Below are 15,463 nucleotides of genomic sequence, written 5' to 3'. Positions count from 1 at the left end.
ACGCAAAATAATCGATTCCAGGCTGGTGCGTCGGCGATGGTGGCAGCTTGTATGTTGGAAAATAAAATAATTAGGGAGACGGTAATGCAATTGATAAAAATTGTGGCCTGCTTGACGGCGGGTTTGCTGCTGGCGGCTGGCGCCCAAGCCGGCGCGACCAACTTTGACGACCTGGCCACCGGCGGTGACTCCACCAGCCTGAACAACCGCAGCCCGTATGCGGGTCTGAGCGGGAACCGGATGGCGGCACCGGCCCGGCCGGCTGGATCAACATCAGCGCTCACGACGCCGCCGGTCAGCTGATCGGCACCACCGGCAACATCGCCCTCAGCGCCAGCTACCGATGCCAAGCATCACGCGCGACACCGGCTCCCGGCACCCCGCCGATGCTGGGGGCCGGCCTGCTGGCGCAGGTCGGCGCGCTGTCGATAGCGTCACCACTGGTCTTCACGCGCCTTCGCTCTCCTCCCATGGCGGGTTCCGCCGTGGTCTTTACGGGGCAGCTTTGGCTGCCCCTTTTTTGAGGCGCCAGCATGGCTGCAGGCGTGCGTGCGAGCTGATGCACAAATCGGATACCAGGCGCTGACAGTCAGGACGTGCGGGCAAAAATAAATGTTTTCCAAGCATTCAAGAAAAATGAAGACGATGAAAGTACACCGGATCGCGCTGTTATTCAACGCGAACAAGATATTCGATCACGAAGTCATTACCGGCATTGCCGGATATTTGGGACGTACGCGCGCGGCCTGGGATCTATTCCTGGAAGACGATTTCCGATTGCGCCTGTCCGGCATCGAGCACTGGCAGGGCGATGGCATCATCGCCAATTTTGACGATCCGGCCGTGGCGGAGGCGTTGTCGCGCTGTCGCATACCGGTAGTGGCAGTGGGCGGTTCCTATTCCGACCCGGCCAATTATCCGGCCGGGGTGCCCTACGTGGCGACCGACAATTTCAAGCTGATCGAACTGGCACGCCAGCATCTGATCGACGTCGGCCTGCAGCGTTTCGCCATGTTCAGCGTTCCCGCCAGCGGGGAAAACCGCTGGGCGCAGGAGCGCGAGCATGCCTTCCGCAGCCTGATGCAGGACGACCAGCTGGAGGCGGAGATCTTCCGGGGCTGCGAAACCAGCGTCGATTCGTGGGACGAGGCGGTCCAGGGGCAGATCGACTGGCTGCGCAGCTTGCCCAAACCGCTAGGCGTCATCGCCGTCTCGGACGCGCGCGCGCGCCTGCTATTGCAGGCCTGTGCCATCGCCGGCATCGAAGTGCCGGAACAGGTGGCGATCATCGGCATCGACAACGACCCGCTGGTGCGCAGGCTCACCCGCATACCGCTCAGCTCCGTGATCCAGGGCGCGCAGGAGATGGGGCGTTCGGCGGCCCATCTGATCGAGCAGATGCTGCACGGGGTGCGCTTGCCGAACACGCGGATCGTGGTGCCGCCGGCCGGCATCAACGTACACGCGTCCAGCCAGTTCCAGCTGATCAAGCATCCGAACGTCATGCGGGCGCGCCACTTCATCCGCCTGTATGCCTGCCAGGGCATCAAGACCGAACAGGTGGCCGAACACGTCGGCGTGTCGCGCTCTTCGCTCGAAGCCGGCTTTCGCCAGGAGCTGGGATGCAGCGTGCACGACGTAATCCTGAGCTTCAAGCTCAATGCCGCCAAGGCCGGCCTCGAAAGCGGCGAATGCAGCATCGCGGACGTGGCGGTGGGCAGCGGCCTGACGTCCATCCAGCACATGCATCGGGTGTTCAAGCGCGAACTCGGCTGCACGCCGCGCGCCTACCGCGACCGCGTGCTCGGCGAGCGTGGACAGATGTCGCCAGCTTAGTGAACCTGGCCAGGGTACACCCCAGTGCATTCCGTCAAATTGAATCAGGAGTTTTTCTTGAAGCGATCTTTTCCGATGGCGTCCGCAGGGGGCGCGGCGGTGAGACTCACGCCCCTTGCCGGGCAATTTTAGCAAAACCAAAAAGAAAGGAACATTCCAATGAGGAGACATACCATGAGGAGAGATACCATGAGGTTGCAGCTGACAGCAGTCGGACTGGCCTGCGCCACGTTGCTGGCCGGCTGCGGTGGCGGTGGCAGCGGCGCCGGCGCCGGCGCCGGCTTGGCGCAGGCCATTTCCTTCCCATTCCCGGGCGGTCCGATGGTGGCCGCACCGCCCAACGTCGCGACCGTCAAGTTGACAGCGACGGCCAGTTCCGGCGGGCCGATCACTTACGTGTCGAACACGCCGACCGTGTGCACGATCAGCGGCGACACGGTGTCGCTGGTGAAGGCGGGCGAATGCTCGCTCAGCGCCAACCAGGCCGGCGGGAATGGCTACGCACCGGCAACGCAGCGCCAACTGTTCGTCGTTCCCAAGAATGATCAGGCTATTTTGGGCTTCCTCAACCCGGGATCGCAGCCCGTGGGGGCGTCGGTGCAGCTGGCGGCAACTTCCAGCCAGGGCTCGTTAGCCGACTTTCCCATCACCTTTACCACCAGCACGCCCGCGGTGTGCTCGGTTACCGGAACCACGGTGCAAGCGCTCGCCGATGGGCTGTGCCTCGTCACCGCCGCCCAGGCCGGCAGCGATTACTTTAATGCGGCTTCGCTGACCAAGACCATTCCGGTCGGCGCCGCGCAAGCCCCCGCGCTGACGTTCGCAAGCGGCTACAAGCCAAGCGATATTGGGCGTACCGCCGAGAATGGCAAAATCGACTGGTATTCCTCTGATTCGAACAAAAACACCGTGGCCGCCGACGGCAGCACCCGCACGTTCTCCATGGACAAACAGTCGAGCGCTCCTGATTTCGGCGGCTACTTCGGTCTCGTCGTGTACGCCGCCGCCATGGATGGTCTCGTCGCGGGCGCCAACACGACTACCGGCGTGCGGATCGATTCCCAGAAGGCGATCAAGTTCAATCTCATGATGAACCCGGAAATGGTCGCCGCGCAAAAGACCCAGCTCAGAGTCTGGCTGTACCTTGGCCACTACGCCAACAATTGCAACGTGATTCTGGAGAAGTTTATGACACCAGTGTTGACGGCACCCCTGCAGGGCGTACAGGAGCAAAGTATCGATCTCAAGACGTTCACGGTGGCGAATAGTTGCGGCCTGCCCACGCTCGACGTTTGGAACGAGCTGCAGAACTACCCGGTCGCCAAGCTCGAGTTCAACGTGCCTGATATCAACAACAAGGTGCCAACAGGAGGGACCGACATCTACACGACCAGCGTGACGATGGGGCAAATCACCTTCAAGTGATGGCGCACGATCCTTCAGTCCCGCCGCCAGTCGCGGTGGGCAGGCAGAGCAACTACGAGACTTCAAGAGGACAGAGACAATGAGGAACATGGAAACAATCATCAAGCGCAAACCCTTGCGGATGACCGCACTGGCGTTCGCGGCGGCGCAGCTCGCAGCACTGACCAGCGGCGCGGCCCAGGCGCAAACGGCGCCTGCGGCGCCGGCCGCCAAGGACGAGGAGGCCGTGACCGTCGTCATCACCGGCCAGCGCGCGGCGATGCAGTCGGCCGCCAAGCTCAAGCAGAATGCCGAGGAGGTCATCGACGGCGTCGTCGCCGAGGAGGCCGGCAAGCTGCCCGACAAATCGATCACCGAGGTGCTGCAGCGCGTCGTCGGCGTGACGATGGACCGCAACCGCTCGCGCGGCGACCCGGAACATTTCTCGGTCGAAGGTTCAGGCATTTCGGTGCGTGGCCTGACCTGGGGTTCGTCGACCTTGAATGGCCGCGAATCGTTCTCGGCCGGCTGGCCGGGACGCGAATTGAGCTGGAGTGACGTGCCGCCGGAGCTGATGTCCGCGGTGATCGTGCACAAGAATCCCCCGGCTGAACTGATCGAAGGCGGCGTCAGCGGCCAGGTCGACTTGCGCACCGCGCTGCCGTTCGACTACAAGGGCGATAAATTCTCGGCCGCGACCTCCGTCAACTACAACCAGCTCGGTTCGAAAACCTCGCCCAACATTTCCGGCCTGGTGTCGAAACGCTGGGAAAACGACTTCGGACTATGGGGCGCGCTGCTCGACTTGTCCGCCAACGAGACCAATACCCACAACGACACGATCCAGGTGGACGCCTACTTCCCGCGCACCGACGTGGTCGCGGGAAAAACCGTGTGGGTACCCAAATCGGCATCGTGGCGCACCAATACCAGCAAGAACGACCGCGTCGGCATCTATGGCGCGCTGCAGTGGAAGAAGGCGGGCATGGAGTCGTCGCTCACCTATTTCCACTCGGGCTATAAGCAGGCCGGCGTCGAGAACGCCCTGTACACGGGGGTGGAGAACTCCTACAAGTCCAAGCTCGTCAACCCCGTGTTCGACAGCAGGGGCGTGCTGCAGTCGGCCACGTACACCTATCCGAGCGGCGGCTTGGGCGCGAATAATTTCGCGGCGGGCGGCCTGGAGTTCAATTCCAACCAAGCCGTTAACGAGAACCGCTCGCAGACCCGGGATATCTCCTGGAACGCCAAGTGGACCATCAACGAGCGCTGGTCGGTCCAGAATGACCTGCAGTGGGTCCATGCGACCGACAGTGGCCATGGCGAGAACATGACCCTGGGCACTTTCGTGCCGAGCATGAACGTCAACCTGGCCACCAATCCCGGGCAGATCACCTTCGACGACGCGACGAAAGCGTTCCTGGCCAATCCGGCGAACTACTTCTTGTCAGTCGTCATGCCCGGCAAGAGCAAGGCGGACGCCGACCTGTATGCATGGAAGACCGATGCGCGCTTCAAGTTCGACGATCCGGTGTTGCGTGACCTGCGCTTCGGCGTCCGCCTGACCAGTCGCAAGGCAAGCCACACCGAAGCGAACGGCTCGACGTGGTACAGCGCCGCGCAACCATGGGCTATCAGGCAGACGTCCATTCCAGGGACGCTGCCCACCGTGAAAGACGAGGCGACCTGGGCGCCTTGGGCCAATTTCGCTTACCTGAAAGATCCAAAGTACGCGGCCCTGACACCGACCACGACCTACAATTTCGCCAACTTCTTCAACGGCAAGGTCCCCACGCCGGGCGCCCTGGTGGTGCCGACCCTGGCCGCGGTCAGGGACTATCCGAACGCTTACAATGTGATTCCACAGATCCTCAAAGGCCTATGCCAGGACGGCAACGCGCATTTCGGCACCAATAATGACTGCTCGACGCAGGGCAATGACTTTAAGCCGGTGGTCTACGACGATGATCCGTCCAAGACCAGCCGCCAGTCGGAGAAGACGCAGGCAGCCTACCTGATGCTGCGCTTCGGGTTCGACGACCTGCGCTTCCCGGTCGAGGGCAGCGCCGGTGTGCGCGTGGTCCATACCGACACGGTGGCCCACGGCTACACCGTGTTCCTGCCGACCTACGGCAGCAACCCGACGCCGTCTTTGCCGCAGTTTGCACAGATCAAAGCGCCGATCGATGCCGACCACAGCTATATCGATGTGCTGCCGAGTCTTAACCTGAAGATGGAAATTACCCCCCAGCTGCAAGCACGCTTCGCGTTCGCGAAGTCGATGTACCGGCCAAGCTTTGGCGACTTGAACGAGTACATCGAGCTGCATCAGGATGTCGTCAGTGGTTCCACCCCCGGCTCCATACTGAACGTCAACTACAAGGGTGACAACAAGGGTAACTCCCATCTTAATCCAACCAAGGCCAACAGCTTTGACGCGACGCTCGAGTGGTACCCGGGCAACGGCACGTCGCTGACGGGCGCCTTTTTCTACAAGAAAGTGCGCGACATCATCATGCGCTCGGCCTACGTCGCCGACTACAATGACATTGCCGGCAACCCGCAAAGCTTCTTGATCACGGCGCCGACCAATGCATCGGACGGTCGGGTGGCCGGGCTGGAGCTCGCTGGCCAGACTTACCTCAACAACCTGCCTGGCTTGGAGGGCAAGCTGCCGGAATGGGCCAAGGGCTTCGGCATCTCTGCGAACTACACCTACATCAAGAGCAAGCAGGAGCTGCACCAACCGTTCGCTCTGAAGTACTGCCCGGCCGCCGGATCGTTCAACAACACTTCCTTGAGCATGTACGGCTGCGATACCGACGGCCTGCCGTTCACCGACATGCCCTTGCAGTATTTGTCGCCCAACGCCTATAACCTGATGTTCTATTACGACAAGGGGCCGCTGTCGATGCGTCTGGCCTACAGCTGGCGCAGTCGTTTCCTGCAGGGAGTGAGCACCAATGGCACGGCCGGCAACGACGGCACCAGCGCCGATCCAACCCGCGCAACGGTTGTAGACGGCAAGACAGTCTATCCGCAGGACGTGGGCTGGGGCTTGCCAACCTGGCAGGAAGCGGCCGGACAGCTGGACTTCGGGTTCGACTATAGATTCAGTGACCATATCCAGGCCAGCTTCTCGGCGAGCAACCTTCTGGATAACGTCGTTAGGCAGACCCAGCAGCAGCATATCGGCAACATGACCCGTGCCTGGTTCGAGCCTGGCCGCAGCTATCGCCTGGCGCTGCGCTTCAACTACTAAACGGCAAAAGGCGGTCCCGCGCGCGGGGCCGCCCCAGTCAAAAAGCCAGCCCGGTTCGGACTGGCTTTTTGACTGGGCGTCCAGCACGGGGACACTCGTGTGACGCCGTCCAGGTTCTTGCCGGCGGCGCACACCATTGGAAAGGGACACCTATGTCTGACAAAGCAATCCGAAAAATCGTCATCGTCGGCGGCGGCACCGCCGGCTGGATGACCGCCGCGCCGCTGGCGCTCAAGCTGGCCAAGACGTGCGAGGTAGTGCTGGTCGAGTCGGCCGAGATCGGCACCGTCGGCGTGGGCGAAGCGACGCTGCCGACCATCCGCTATTTCAATCTCGCCCTGGGCGTGGACGAAGCCGATTTCGTCAGGAAGACGCAGGCGACGTTCAAGCTCGGCATCGAGTTCAAGGATTGGGGCCATGTCGGCAACCGCTTCTTCCACGGTTTCGGCGATTTTGGCCCCCCGATCGAGCATCGTCCGGCCCACATGTACTGGCTGCGCATGTCGCGCACCTTCAAGGATATGCCGTCGTACGAGCAATGGTCGATGGCGGCCATGATGGCGCGCAGCAACCGCTTCATGCCGCAGCATGACGAGCTGCCATCGATCACCGACGCGTACAACTACGCCTACCATTTCGACGCCGGACTGTATGCCGCCTATTTGCGCGACTACGCCATTGCCCGCGGCGTCAAGCGTATCGAAGGCATGATAGCCGGCGTCGAACAGCACCCAGAGAGCGGCTTCATCACCGCCCTCAAACTGCGCGACGGCCGCCGCGTCGAAGGCGACCTGTTCGTCGATTGTTCCGGTTTTCGCGGCCTGTTGATCGAAGGCGTGTACCAGGCCGGCTACGACGACTGGAGCGCCATGCTGCCGTGTAACAGCGCGCAGGCCGTGCCATGCGCCAAGGCAGCGCAGCTTACGCCCTACACGACGTCGACCGCCAGGAGCGCCGGCTGGACTTGGCGCATCCCGCTGCAGCACCGCACCGGCAACGGCCATGTGTACTGCGACGCCTTCACCACGGACGAGGAAGCGGGTCGCGTGCTGCAGGATGGCCTGGACGGCGCAGCGCTCGGCGAGCCGCGCCAGCTGCGCTTCACCACCGGCCGTCACCGCAAGTCCTGGATCAAGAACTGCGTCGCCATCGGTTTGTCCAGCGGCTTTCTCGAGCCGCTCGAGTCGACCAGCATCAACATCATCGAAACTGCGGTCGGCTGGCTGGTCCAGCATTTCCCCAATCGCGATTGCCGTCCCGAGCTGGCCGACGAGTTCAACCGTCTGGTCGCGGCACGCTACCAGTTCGTGCGCGACTTCATCATCTTGCACTACAAGGTCACCGAACGGTCCGATTCGGAATTCTGGCGCTACTGCGCCAACATGCCGATTCCCGACACCCTGAAGCACCAGATCGAGCTGTTCCGCGAAACGGGGCATGTGACCATCTACGATCCGCAGGGGTTTTCCGCGTCCTCGTATTTCTCGATCCTGATGGGGTTAGGCGTGGTGCCCAAGCAGGACGATCCGCTGATCGACGCCATGCAGTTCGAGCAGCTGCTGGCGCATTTCGCCAGCCGGCGCGAGATCATCACGCAGGCGGTCAAGGCGATGCCCGAGCACGCCCAATACCTTGCCCGGCATTGCGGGGCGCCATGAAGCCACCATTCAACCGCATCGTGGTGGTCGGCGGCGGCACGGCCGGATGGATGACGGCCTCCGCGCTCGCCACCGCCCTGAAGGGGACCACCGTCGAACTGGTCGAATCGGAGGAAATCGGCATTGTCGGGGTAGGGGAGGCGACCTTTCCCTCGATCCGCAACTTCCACCGCCTGCTCGGCATCGACGAGGCCGAGTTCCTGCGCGCCACCAACGGCAGTTACAAGCTGGGCATCGAGTTTCGCGACTGGCGCGCGCGCGGTGAAAGGTATTTCCACACCTTCGGCGATTTCGGCGACCTGAGCGGCTCGGCCGCGGTATGGGGCCAGCACCGCCGGTTGGGCGAGGCAGGCCTCGGCAGCCTGGACGAACAATGCCTGTCGAGTGTGATGGCCCGTCAGGGCCGCTTCGAGGTCCCGCGCGAAGAAGACCGCTACAACTACGCGTATCACTTCGATGCCGCGCTGTACGCCGCCTTTCTGCGCACGCTGGCGCTGCGACGGGGCGTGCGCCGCACCGAAGGGCGGATCGTCGAGGTCGCGCGGCGTGCCGACGGCGGCGTGGACCGGCTCGCACTGGCTGATGGGCGCGTGGTGGCCGGCGACCTGTACCTCGACTGCTCGGGCTTCGCCTCGCTGCTGCTGGGCCGCGCCCTGGAAGAGCCCTTCATCGACTTCAGCCACTGGCTGCCGGTGGACCGGGCCTGGGCCTGCCCGAGCGAACGCATGGGGGCCGAGGTGGCGCCCTACACGCGCGCCACCGCGCTCGAAGCGGGGTGGGCTTGGCGGATTCCGCTGCAAAACCGCATCGGCAACGGCTACGTCTTCGCCAGCCGCTACATCGACGAGGAGCGCGCGCGCGAACAATTGCTGCGGCAGCTGGACAACCCGGCGCTGGCCGAACCGCGCCTGTTGCGCTTTCAGACGGGCCATCGCGCGCGCGCATGGGTGCACAACGTGGTCGCGCTGGGCTTGTCGTCCGGATTCATCGAGCCGCTCGAGTCGACCAGCATCTTCCTGGTCCAGCGCGGCATGGGCCGCCTGATCGACTTGCTGCTGGCTGGCGCGCCGCTCACCGAGGCGGTGCTGGCCAACTTCAACGGTGCCATGGCGCGCCAGTTCACGCGCGTGCGCGATTTCATCATCCTGCACTACTGCCTGAGCGCGCGCCGCGACAGCGCGCTGTGGCGCGCCATGGCGTCCATGGAGCTGCCGGAGACCCTGGCCTTCAAGATCCATGCATGGCGCCAGTCGGGCACGCTGCACCAGTACGACGAGGAGGGCTTCGACCAGACCAGCTGGCTGGCGATTTACGCGGGCATGGGGCACTGGCCCGAGCGCGCCGACCCCACGCTGGGCGACGTCGAGCGCGCCGTGGCGCTGCGGGGATTGCGCTGGCGCCGCGAACGCATCGCCGAGGCGGTGGCGGCCATGCCCGCGCATGGCGCTTACTTGCGCGGCAGGCTGGGACGCTGAGTTGCCTGCGGCGCGGGCGCCGGCCGTTGAATAAATAATTTTTTAAAACGACGACAGGATTGATTTTGAAACGACGACAGTTACTGAAGCATTTGGGGGTGGCGATACCAGCCGTCGCCCTATCGCCTTATGCGCGCGCCGCCGACGCGCAGGCGCCTGCGCAGCCGGTTCGCCCTTTCGCGCTGCCCGACGTGCGCCTTCTGTCCGGCGACTTCAAGGCGGCGCAGGAACTGAACGGCCGCTACCTGCTGTCGCTGAACCCGGAGCGGTTGCTGCACAATTTCCGCATCAACGCGGGCCTCGAGCCGAAGGCGGCCGCCTACCGTGGCTGGGAATCCGAACAGCTCTGCCCCGGGCACACGCTGGGCCACTACTTAAGCGCCTGTTCGATGATGGCCGGCGCCACCGGCAACACGGCGTTTACCGCGCGCGTGGATCACGTGGTGCGCGGCCTGCAGGCTTGCCAGCAGGCCGCCGGTCATGGTCTCGTATGCGCCTTTCCCGACGGTGACGCCCAGCTGCGCAACGCGCTCGCCGGGCGACCGGTGGTTGGCGTTCCGTGGTACACGGTGCACAAGATCATGGCCGGACTGCGCGATGCCCATCTCCACGCGCGGCAGACGGAGGCTCTGCAGGTGCTGATGCGGCTTGCCGACTGGATCGATGAAGTTGCCCGCGATTGCGATGACGCCCGGTTCCAGCGCATGCTCGACCTGGAGCACGGCGGCATGAGCGAGGTCCTTGCCGACCTGTGCCTGATGACGAAGAACAGGCGTTACCTTGACCTCGCCGAGCGGTTCAGCCACCGCGCGCTGCTGGCCCCACTGGCCGAAGGCCGCGACGCGCTGGACGGGCAGCATGCCAACACGGCGATCCCCAAGGTGATCGGCTACATGCGCCTGCACGATGCGACAGGCGAACCGCCCTACCGCAGGGCCGCGCAGTACTTCTGGGCGACCGTCGTCAACCGCCGCTCGTTCGTCACGGGCGGCCATGGCGACGACGAGCACTTCTTCGTGCCAGAGCAATCACGCCAGCATCTCGCATCGGCGAAGACCATGGAAACCTGCGGCACCTACAACATGCTGCGGCTGACCCGTGCACTGTTCAGCTCGGAGCCCTCCGTCGCGCACGCCGACTACCACGAGCGGGCGCTGTTCAATGGCATCCTCGGCTCGCAGGATCCCGACACGGGCATGCTCACGTACTTCCAGGCCACCAGGCCGGGCTACCCCAAGCTGTATTGCACGCCCGAGCATTCGTTCTGGTGCTGCACGGGTACCGGGATGGAGAGCCATGCCAAGCATGCTGATTCGATCTACTTTCACGATGGCGACGTGCTTCTCGTGAACATGTTCATCGCGTCTGAACTGCACTGGCGCGCCAAGCGCGTGCGCCTGCGCCAGACCACGTCGTTCCCGGATCAGGCCGCGACGAGACTGACGGTGCACGTGGAGCATGCGACGTGTTTCACGCTGCGCCTGCGCCACCCTGGCTGGTGTCGCCACGCGACCGTACGGGTGAACGGACGGCGCGTACTCGACAGCGCCGAGCCCGGGCGCTACCTGGAACTGGCGCGCGTCTGGCAACAGGGGGACGTGGTTGACGTCGACCTGCCAATGCACCTTTACCTGCAGCCTCTGCCCGGTGCGGACGACGTCGCCGCCGTGATGTTCGGTCCGGTGGTGCTGGCGGCGCGCATGGGCACCCTCGGCATGGGGCCGGGCGATGACATTGTCGCTAGCAACCTGGCCTACGGTAAGGTGCTCGATCGCAGCGTCGACCTGCCCGTGCTGGCGCAGGGCGCCGACGGCCTGGAGGCCCGGATCCGGCGCCAGCCGGGGCCGGCGCTATCGTTCCGGCAGGCCGCTGCGCCGTCGTCCGCCGGACTTGAACTGGTGCCGTTCCACCGGATCGCGCACGAACGCTACAGTCTGTATTGGCGGCTTGCCTAGCCTTCCTGTGGGTTGGCATCGCCTGCCGAAGAAAAAAGATTCCATGCATTGGTGATTTGGAGAGTTGCGACGCCCACGAGGGGTGCGCAGAATACAGAACCAATCTTCCCAGCCAGCGCCGCCGGTCGTCACCCTGGATCCGGGCGCTCGCCGGCGACTTGGCAAGCACAGAACAATGCAGTCATTTTTTTCTCGACTGGCACCTAGGCAGACTTGGGCAGCTGCGGCTGCTTTTTTTCAGAACCATGGCGCGGCCAGCACGGGCCGGTCACGCTTCTATCATCATATAGCGAGATGCAATGCGTACACTGACACAATCTCCGGCGATCAAGACCCGGCTACTTCGTTCGGCCGGACTTCTAGCCATGGTCCTGCTGGCCGGTTGCGGTGGGGGCGGCGGCTCGCAGGCGGTACCCGGCGGGCTGACGGCAACACCCGCCCCAACTCCGACGCCGACACCGACACCGACGCCGACACCGACACCGACACCGACACCGACACCCGCGCCCACGGCGGGCGCCACCTGGAACAGCGTGAAATTCGGCGGCGGCGGCTACGTCTCCGGCCTGATCTTCCATCCGACTTCCGCCAACGTCTTGTACGCCAGAACCGATGTCGGCGGCGCCTACCGCTGGAGCCAGGCCAGCTCGTCCTGGACCGCGATCACCGACGGCCCGGGCTTCGGCGCGGCCGAAAGCAAGTATCACGGCGTCGAGAGCATCGCCCTCGATCCGAACAACGACCGGCTCGTCTACATGTCCGCCGGCATGTACACGTCCGAAGGCAACGGCCGCCTGTACATATCCGGCGACCGCGGCAGCACCTGGAGCCACGTCGATCTGCCTTTCCCCATGGGGGGCAACAACCCCGGCCGGGCCATCGGCGAACGCCTGATGGTCGACCCCAACAAGCCTTCGACGCTGTTCTACGGCTCGCGCGCGGCCGGCCTGTGGAAGAGTATCGACTCGGGCCTGACCTGGGCTCAGGTCACTTCGCTGTCGAGCGCCAAGTTGACCCAGGATCAGGTCAATGCCTTGGGCATGGGCAGCGCGATGGGTGTCGAGACGGTCATCTACGACACCGGCACCAAGGGCAGCGGAACGGCCACCCAGACGATCTACGCGGCCATCGCCCCGGACTACGCCCAAACAGCGGGACTGGGTTCGAGCCTGTACAAGTCGACCAACGGCGGCACGTCGTGGACCGCGGTGTCGACCCCGATTTCCGGCTATCACATTCCGCACATGGTGCGCGCCGCAGACGGCATGTTCTATGTTGCCTTCACCAAGGAGTCCGGCCCCGGCGCCGCCGGTCCCGCCCGTTTCTACAAGTTCGACGGCACGACCTGGACCTTACTTAATAGCAACGACTCCGCCGGCTACGGCGGCGTGTCCGTCTCCGGCACCGGCTCGACCACGCGGATTGCGCTGGGTGTGACCAACACCTGGGGCAACTACAGCGGCCAGCAAATCATCCGGCTGTCGGACGACGCCGGCCGGAACTGGCGCGAGATCGCGGCCACCATGCCGCATACGCCGGCCGACGCGCCCTTCTGGGGATGGCCCGACGACGTCGAGATCGATCCTGCCAACCGGGATCACATCCTGTACGGCCACGGCGGCGGGGTCTGGGAAACGCGCACCGCTTCCTCGCCCACGCCGAGCTGGAGCGAATTGAACGACGGCATCGAGGAGACTGCCGTCCTGAGCCTCGCCACGCCGCCGGCCGGCGCCGCGTACGCCGTGATCAACAGTTCGGGCGACGTTGGCACCTGGGTGCACACCAACCTCGCGACGAAGCCGACCTTGACGCCGGGCACCAGTTGGAGCAACGGCTTTGCCGCCGACATGGCGTGGTCCGACCCGCAATACATGGCCACCATCGGCGTCGTCCTCGGCAACAATACCGCCTACGGCGTCTGGTCCGGCGACGGCGGCAAGACCTGGGCGAAGTTTGCCAGCTACCCGCCAGGCGTCGCGACCAACACGGGCCAGGAAGCGAGCATCGCGGTCACCGCGCGCGACAAGGTGGTCTGGGCGCCCGGCTACTCGGTGCCGTCCTACACCACGGACAACGGCGCGACCTGGGTCCCGACCAATCTGCCGGCGATCAACAGTATCTTCCCCCGTGCCTACCACCTGGCTGCAGATCGCAAGAACCCGAACAAGGTCTATGCCTACGATTCCGGCGCCCATTGGTGGGGAACGCCGGGCAAGGTCTACGTCTCGACGGATGGCGGCCACACGTTCACGTTAAGCCAGGGCTCGGCGAGCGCGGGGCTGACCCCCAACTATTTCACGAACACCTCGCTGGCGGTCAACCCCAACGTCGAAGGCGAGCTCTGGCTGGCAGACGGCAACACCGTGTACCGCTCGAGCGATTCGGGCGCGACCTGGGCCAAGCTCAGCAACTTCGCGTCTATCTTCATCGGCAACCCATGGGCCCAAGTGCAGGGAGCCAGCGTCATCGCGCTGGGCAAAGCGAACGCCGGCGCCTCGTACCCGGCCGCGGTCTACGTCGTGGGCGTGATCAACGGCGTGTGGGGCGTGTACTGTTCCGACGATGGCGGCGCCACCTGGAACCGCGTCAACGACGACGCGCACCAGTTCGGCGGCATCGGCGCGATTGCGGCCGACTGGAACACCTATGGACGGATCTACGTCTCCGGCACCGGCCGCGGTCTGCTCTACAGGAACTGATTAATTTTTGATGCGCCCAAAAGAGGAAGCTATTAATGAAACTAAAAAAATGCAGCATGGGGGGAGTCCTGTGGGCTGCCTTGGCAGTATGTGGTTGTGGTGGGAACAACGCAATTGCCGACAGCGCTACCGCGCCTGCGGCGCCGCCTGCCAAGCTGGCGTTTAACTGGACTTCGAGCCCGCCGCTTATTGCGCCTCAACCAATTCCGAATCAGACAATCTACGGCGTGAAGGATCCTTCGATTGTTTACACGAACGGCAAATATCACGTATTTATGACATTGGCTGGATCTGCTGGCTGGGGGCTTGGGTACACCAGCTTTGACAAGTGGTCGGCCGCGTCGGCCGCGAAAATAGTCCCGCTTGACAAGTCCCCCATGGGGCCAGGTTATCGCGCAGCGCCGCAAGTATTTTATTTCGCTGCGCAGAAAACCTGGTATCTCGTATATCAAGGTGGCGATCCGCTGTACTCAACCTCGAAAGATATCAGCGATCCGGCGTCCTGGAGCGCGCCGAAGCCGTTCTTTCCAGTCGTGCCCGACATCGTCAAGGCTCCGCAAGGCACTGGCTGGCTGGATTTTTGCGTGATCTGCGATGATAAAAAATGCTATCTGTTCAATACCGACGATAACGGACGTATGCTTCGGTCCGAAACCGATTTGGGCCAGTTCCCGAACGGCTTCCATAATACGGTCGCTGTCATGACCGAAAAAAAGGAAGACGTGTTCGAGGCGAGCAGTACCTACAAGATCGCCAACACGAATACTTACATTACGCTGGTGGAGGCAATTTCGCCTAAAGGACGCTACTTCCGGATTTGGAAGAGCGATGGCCTGGACGGAAAATGGGAGCCATTCTCTTCCGCGCCAATGAACGGGTTCGCGACTCGCGATAATGTCGAACAGATTTGGTCGGAAGGGATTTCCCACGGTGAAATGGTGCGGTACAACCCCGATCAAACGATGACCATCGATCCTTGTCGGCCGCTTGAATACCTGTTCCAGGGGAATGACCCTGCAGTGCATGTGGACGACTACATCAAGATTCCGTACCGCCTGGGTGTGATCACGGCCAAGGGGGGGAATCCAGTAAGCGCACTCTGCCGCTGATCCAGCCGGCACCCGCGTGGTCACCGCGCGCAAGACCGCCCGGCAACGCGAGCCGCAAGGGCGGC

At 63.5% G+C, this 15,463-nt stretch carries 9 protein-coding genes; all 9 read left to right on the top strand.

Translation table 11 applies throughout. The features are described 5' to 3' along the window. The first annotated feature begins 84 nt into the window (after nt 1–84). Nucleotides 85–303, top strand: coding sequence for a hypothetical protein (locus ACSQ3S_RS22380; protein WP_436143829.1), 219 nt, complete (start codon nt 85–87; stop codon nt 301–303). Nucleotides 304–645: 342 nt separating this feature from the next. Then, nucleotides 646–1,836 (top strand): XylR family transcriptional regulator, encoded by a 1,191-nt coding sequence (locus tag ACSQ3S_RS22375; RefSeq protein ID WP_436145067.1) that lies wholly within the window; start codon nt 646–648, stop codon nt 1,834–1,836. Nucleotides 1,837–2,025: 189 nt separating this feature from the next. After that, nucleotides 2,026–3,261, top strand: coding sequence for a hypothetical protein (locus ACSQ3S_RS22370; protein WP_436143828.1), 1,236 nt, complete (start codon nt 2,026–2,028; stop codon nt 3,259–3,261). A gap of 88 nt (nt 3,262–3,349) precedes the next feature. Then, nucleotides 3,350–6,502: a TonB-dependent receptor gene (locus ACSQ3S_RS22365; RefSeq protein ID WP_436143827.1), complete on the top strand. Its 3,153-nt coding sequence runs from the start codon at nt 3,350–3,352 to the stop codon at nt 6,500–6,502. 152 nt (nt 6,503–6,654) lie between these two features. Continuing rightward, complete coding sequence (locus ACSQ3S_RS22360) at nt 6,655–8,160, top strand: tryptophan halogenase family protein (protein ID WP_436143826.1); 1,506 nt, start codon at nt 6,655–6,657, stop codon at nt 8,158–8,160. Then, complete coding sequence (locus tag ACSQ3S_RS22355) at nt 8,157–9,635, top strand: tryptophan halogenase family protein (RefSeq protein WP_436143825.1); 1,479 nt, start codon at nt 8,157–8,159, stop codon at nt 9,633–9,635. Before ACSQ3S_RS22360 ends, ACSQ3S_RS22355 begins: the two co-directional genes overlap by 4 nt. A 65-nt stretch (nt 9,636–9,700) precedes the next feature. Continuing rightward, nucleotides 9,701–11,590 carry a beta-L-arabinofuranosidase domain-containing protein gene (locus tag ACSQ3S_RS22350; protein ID WP_436143824.1) on the top strand — a complete coding sequence of 630 codons (1,890 nt, stop codon included), beginning with the start codon at nt 9,701–9,703 and terminating at the stop codon, nt 11,588–11,590. Between the two features lie 299 nt (nt 11,591–11,889). Next, the gene (locus tag ACSQ3S_RS22345) at nt 11,890–14,289 is read left to right on the top strand and encodes a dockerin (protein ID WP_436143823.1); all 2,400 of its coding nucleotides are present in this window, start codon (nt 11,890–11,892) and stop codon (nt 14,287–14,289) included. Nucleotides 14,290–14,324: 35 nt separating this feature from the next. After that, the gene (locus ACSQ3S_RS22340) at nt 14,325–15,398 is read left to right on the top strand and encodes a non-reducing end alpha-L-arabinofuranosidase family hydrolase (RefSeq protein ID WP_436143822.1); all 1,074 of its coding nucleotides are present in this window, start codon (nt 14,325–14,327) and stop codon (nt 15,396–15,398) included. The last annotated feature ends 65 nt before the right edge of the window (nt 15,399–15,463 follow it).

It is taken from the genome of Duganella sp. LjRoot269, assembly GCF_964254095.1.
GTDB classification, from domain to species: Bacteria; Pseudomonadota; Gammaproteobacteria; order Burkholderiales; family Burkholderiaceae_D; genus Rugamonas; species Rugamonas hordei.
This window is presented reverse-complemented; position numbering and strand designations above follow the sequence as displayed.

What these genes read in the sequence shown, in the direction of transcription:
- ACSQ3S_RS22340 (WP_436143822.1), top strand. Translation starts at nt 14,325, where the DNA reads ATGAAACTAAAAAAATGCAGCATGGGGGGAGTCCTGTGGGCTGCCTTG.
- ACSQ3S_RS22365 (WP_436143827.1), top strand. Translation starts at nt 3,350, where the DNA reads ATGGAAACAATCATCAAGCGCAAACCCTTGCGGATGACCGCACTGGCG.
- ACSQ3S_RS22345 (WP_436143823.1), top strand. Translation starts at nt 11,890, where the DNA reads ATGCGTACACTGACACAATCTCCGGCGATCAAGACCCGGCTACTTCGT.
- ACSQ3S_RS22360 (WP_436143826.1), top strand. Translation starts at nt 6,655, where the DNA reads ATGTCTGACAAAGCAATCCGAAAAATCGTCATCGTCGGCGGCGGCACC.
- ACSQ3S_RS22375 (WP_436145067.1), top strand. Translation starts at nt 646, where the DNA reads ATGAAAGTACACCGGATCGCGCTGTTATTCAACGCGAACAAGATATTC.
- ACSQ3S_RS22370 (WP_436143828.1), top strand. Translation starts at nt 2,026, where the DNA reads ATGAGGTTGCAGCTGACAGCAGTCGGACTGGCCTGCGCCACGTTGCTG.
- ACSQ3S_RS22355 (WP_436143825.1), top strand. Translation starts at nt 8,157, where the DNA reads ATGAAGCCACCATTCAACCGCATCGTGGTGGTCGGCGGCGGCACGGCC.
- ACSQ3S_RS22380 (WP_436143829.1), top strand. Translation starts at nt 85, where the DNA reads ATGCAATTGATAAAAATTGTGGCCTGCTTGACGGCGGGTTTGCTGCTG.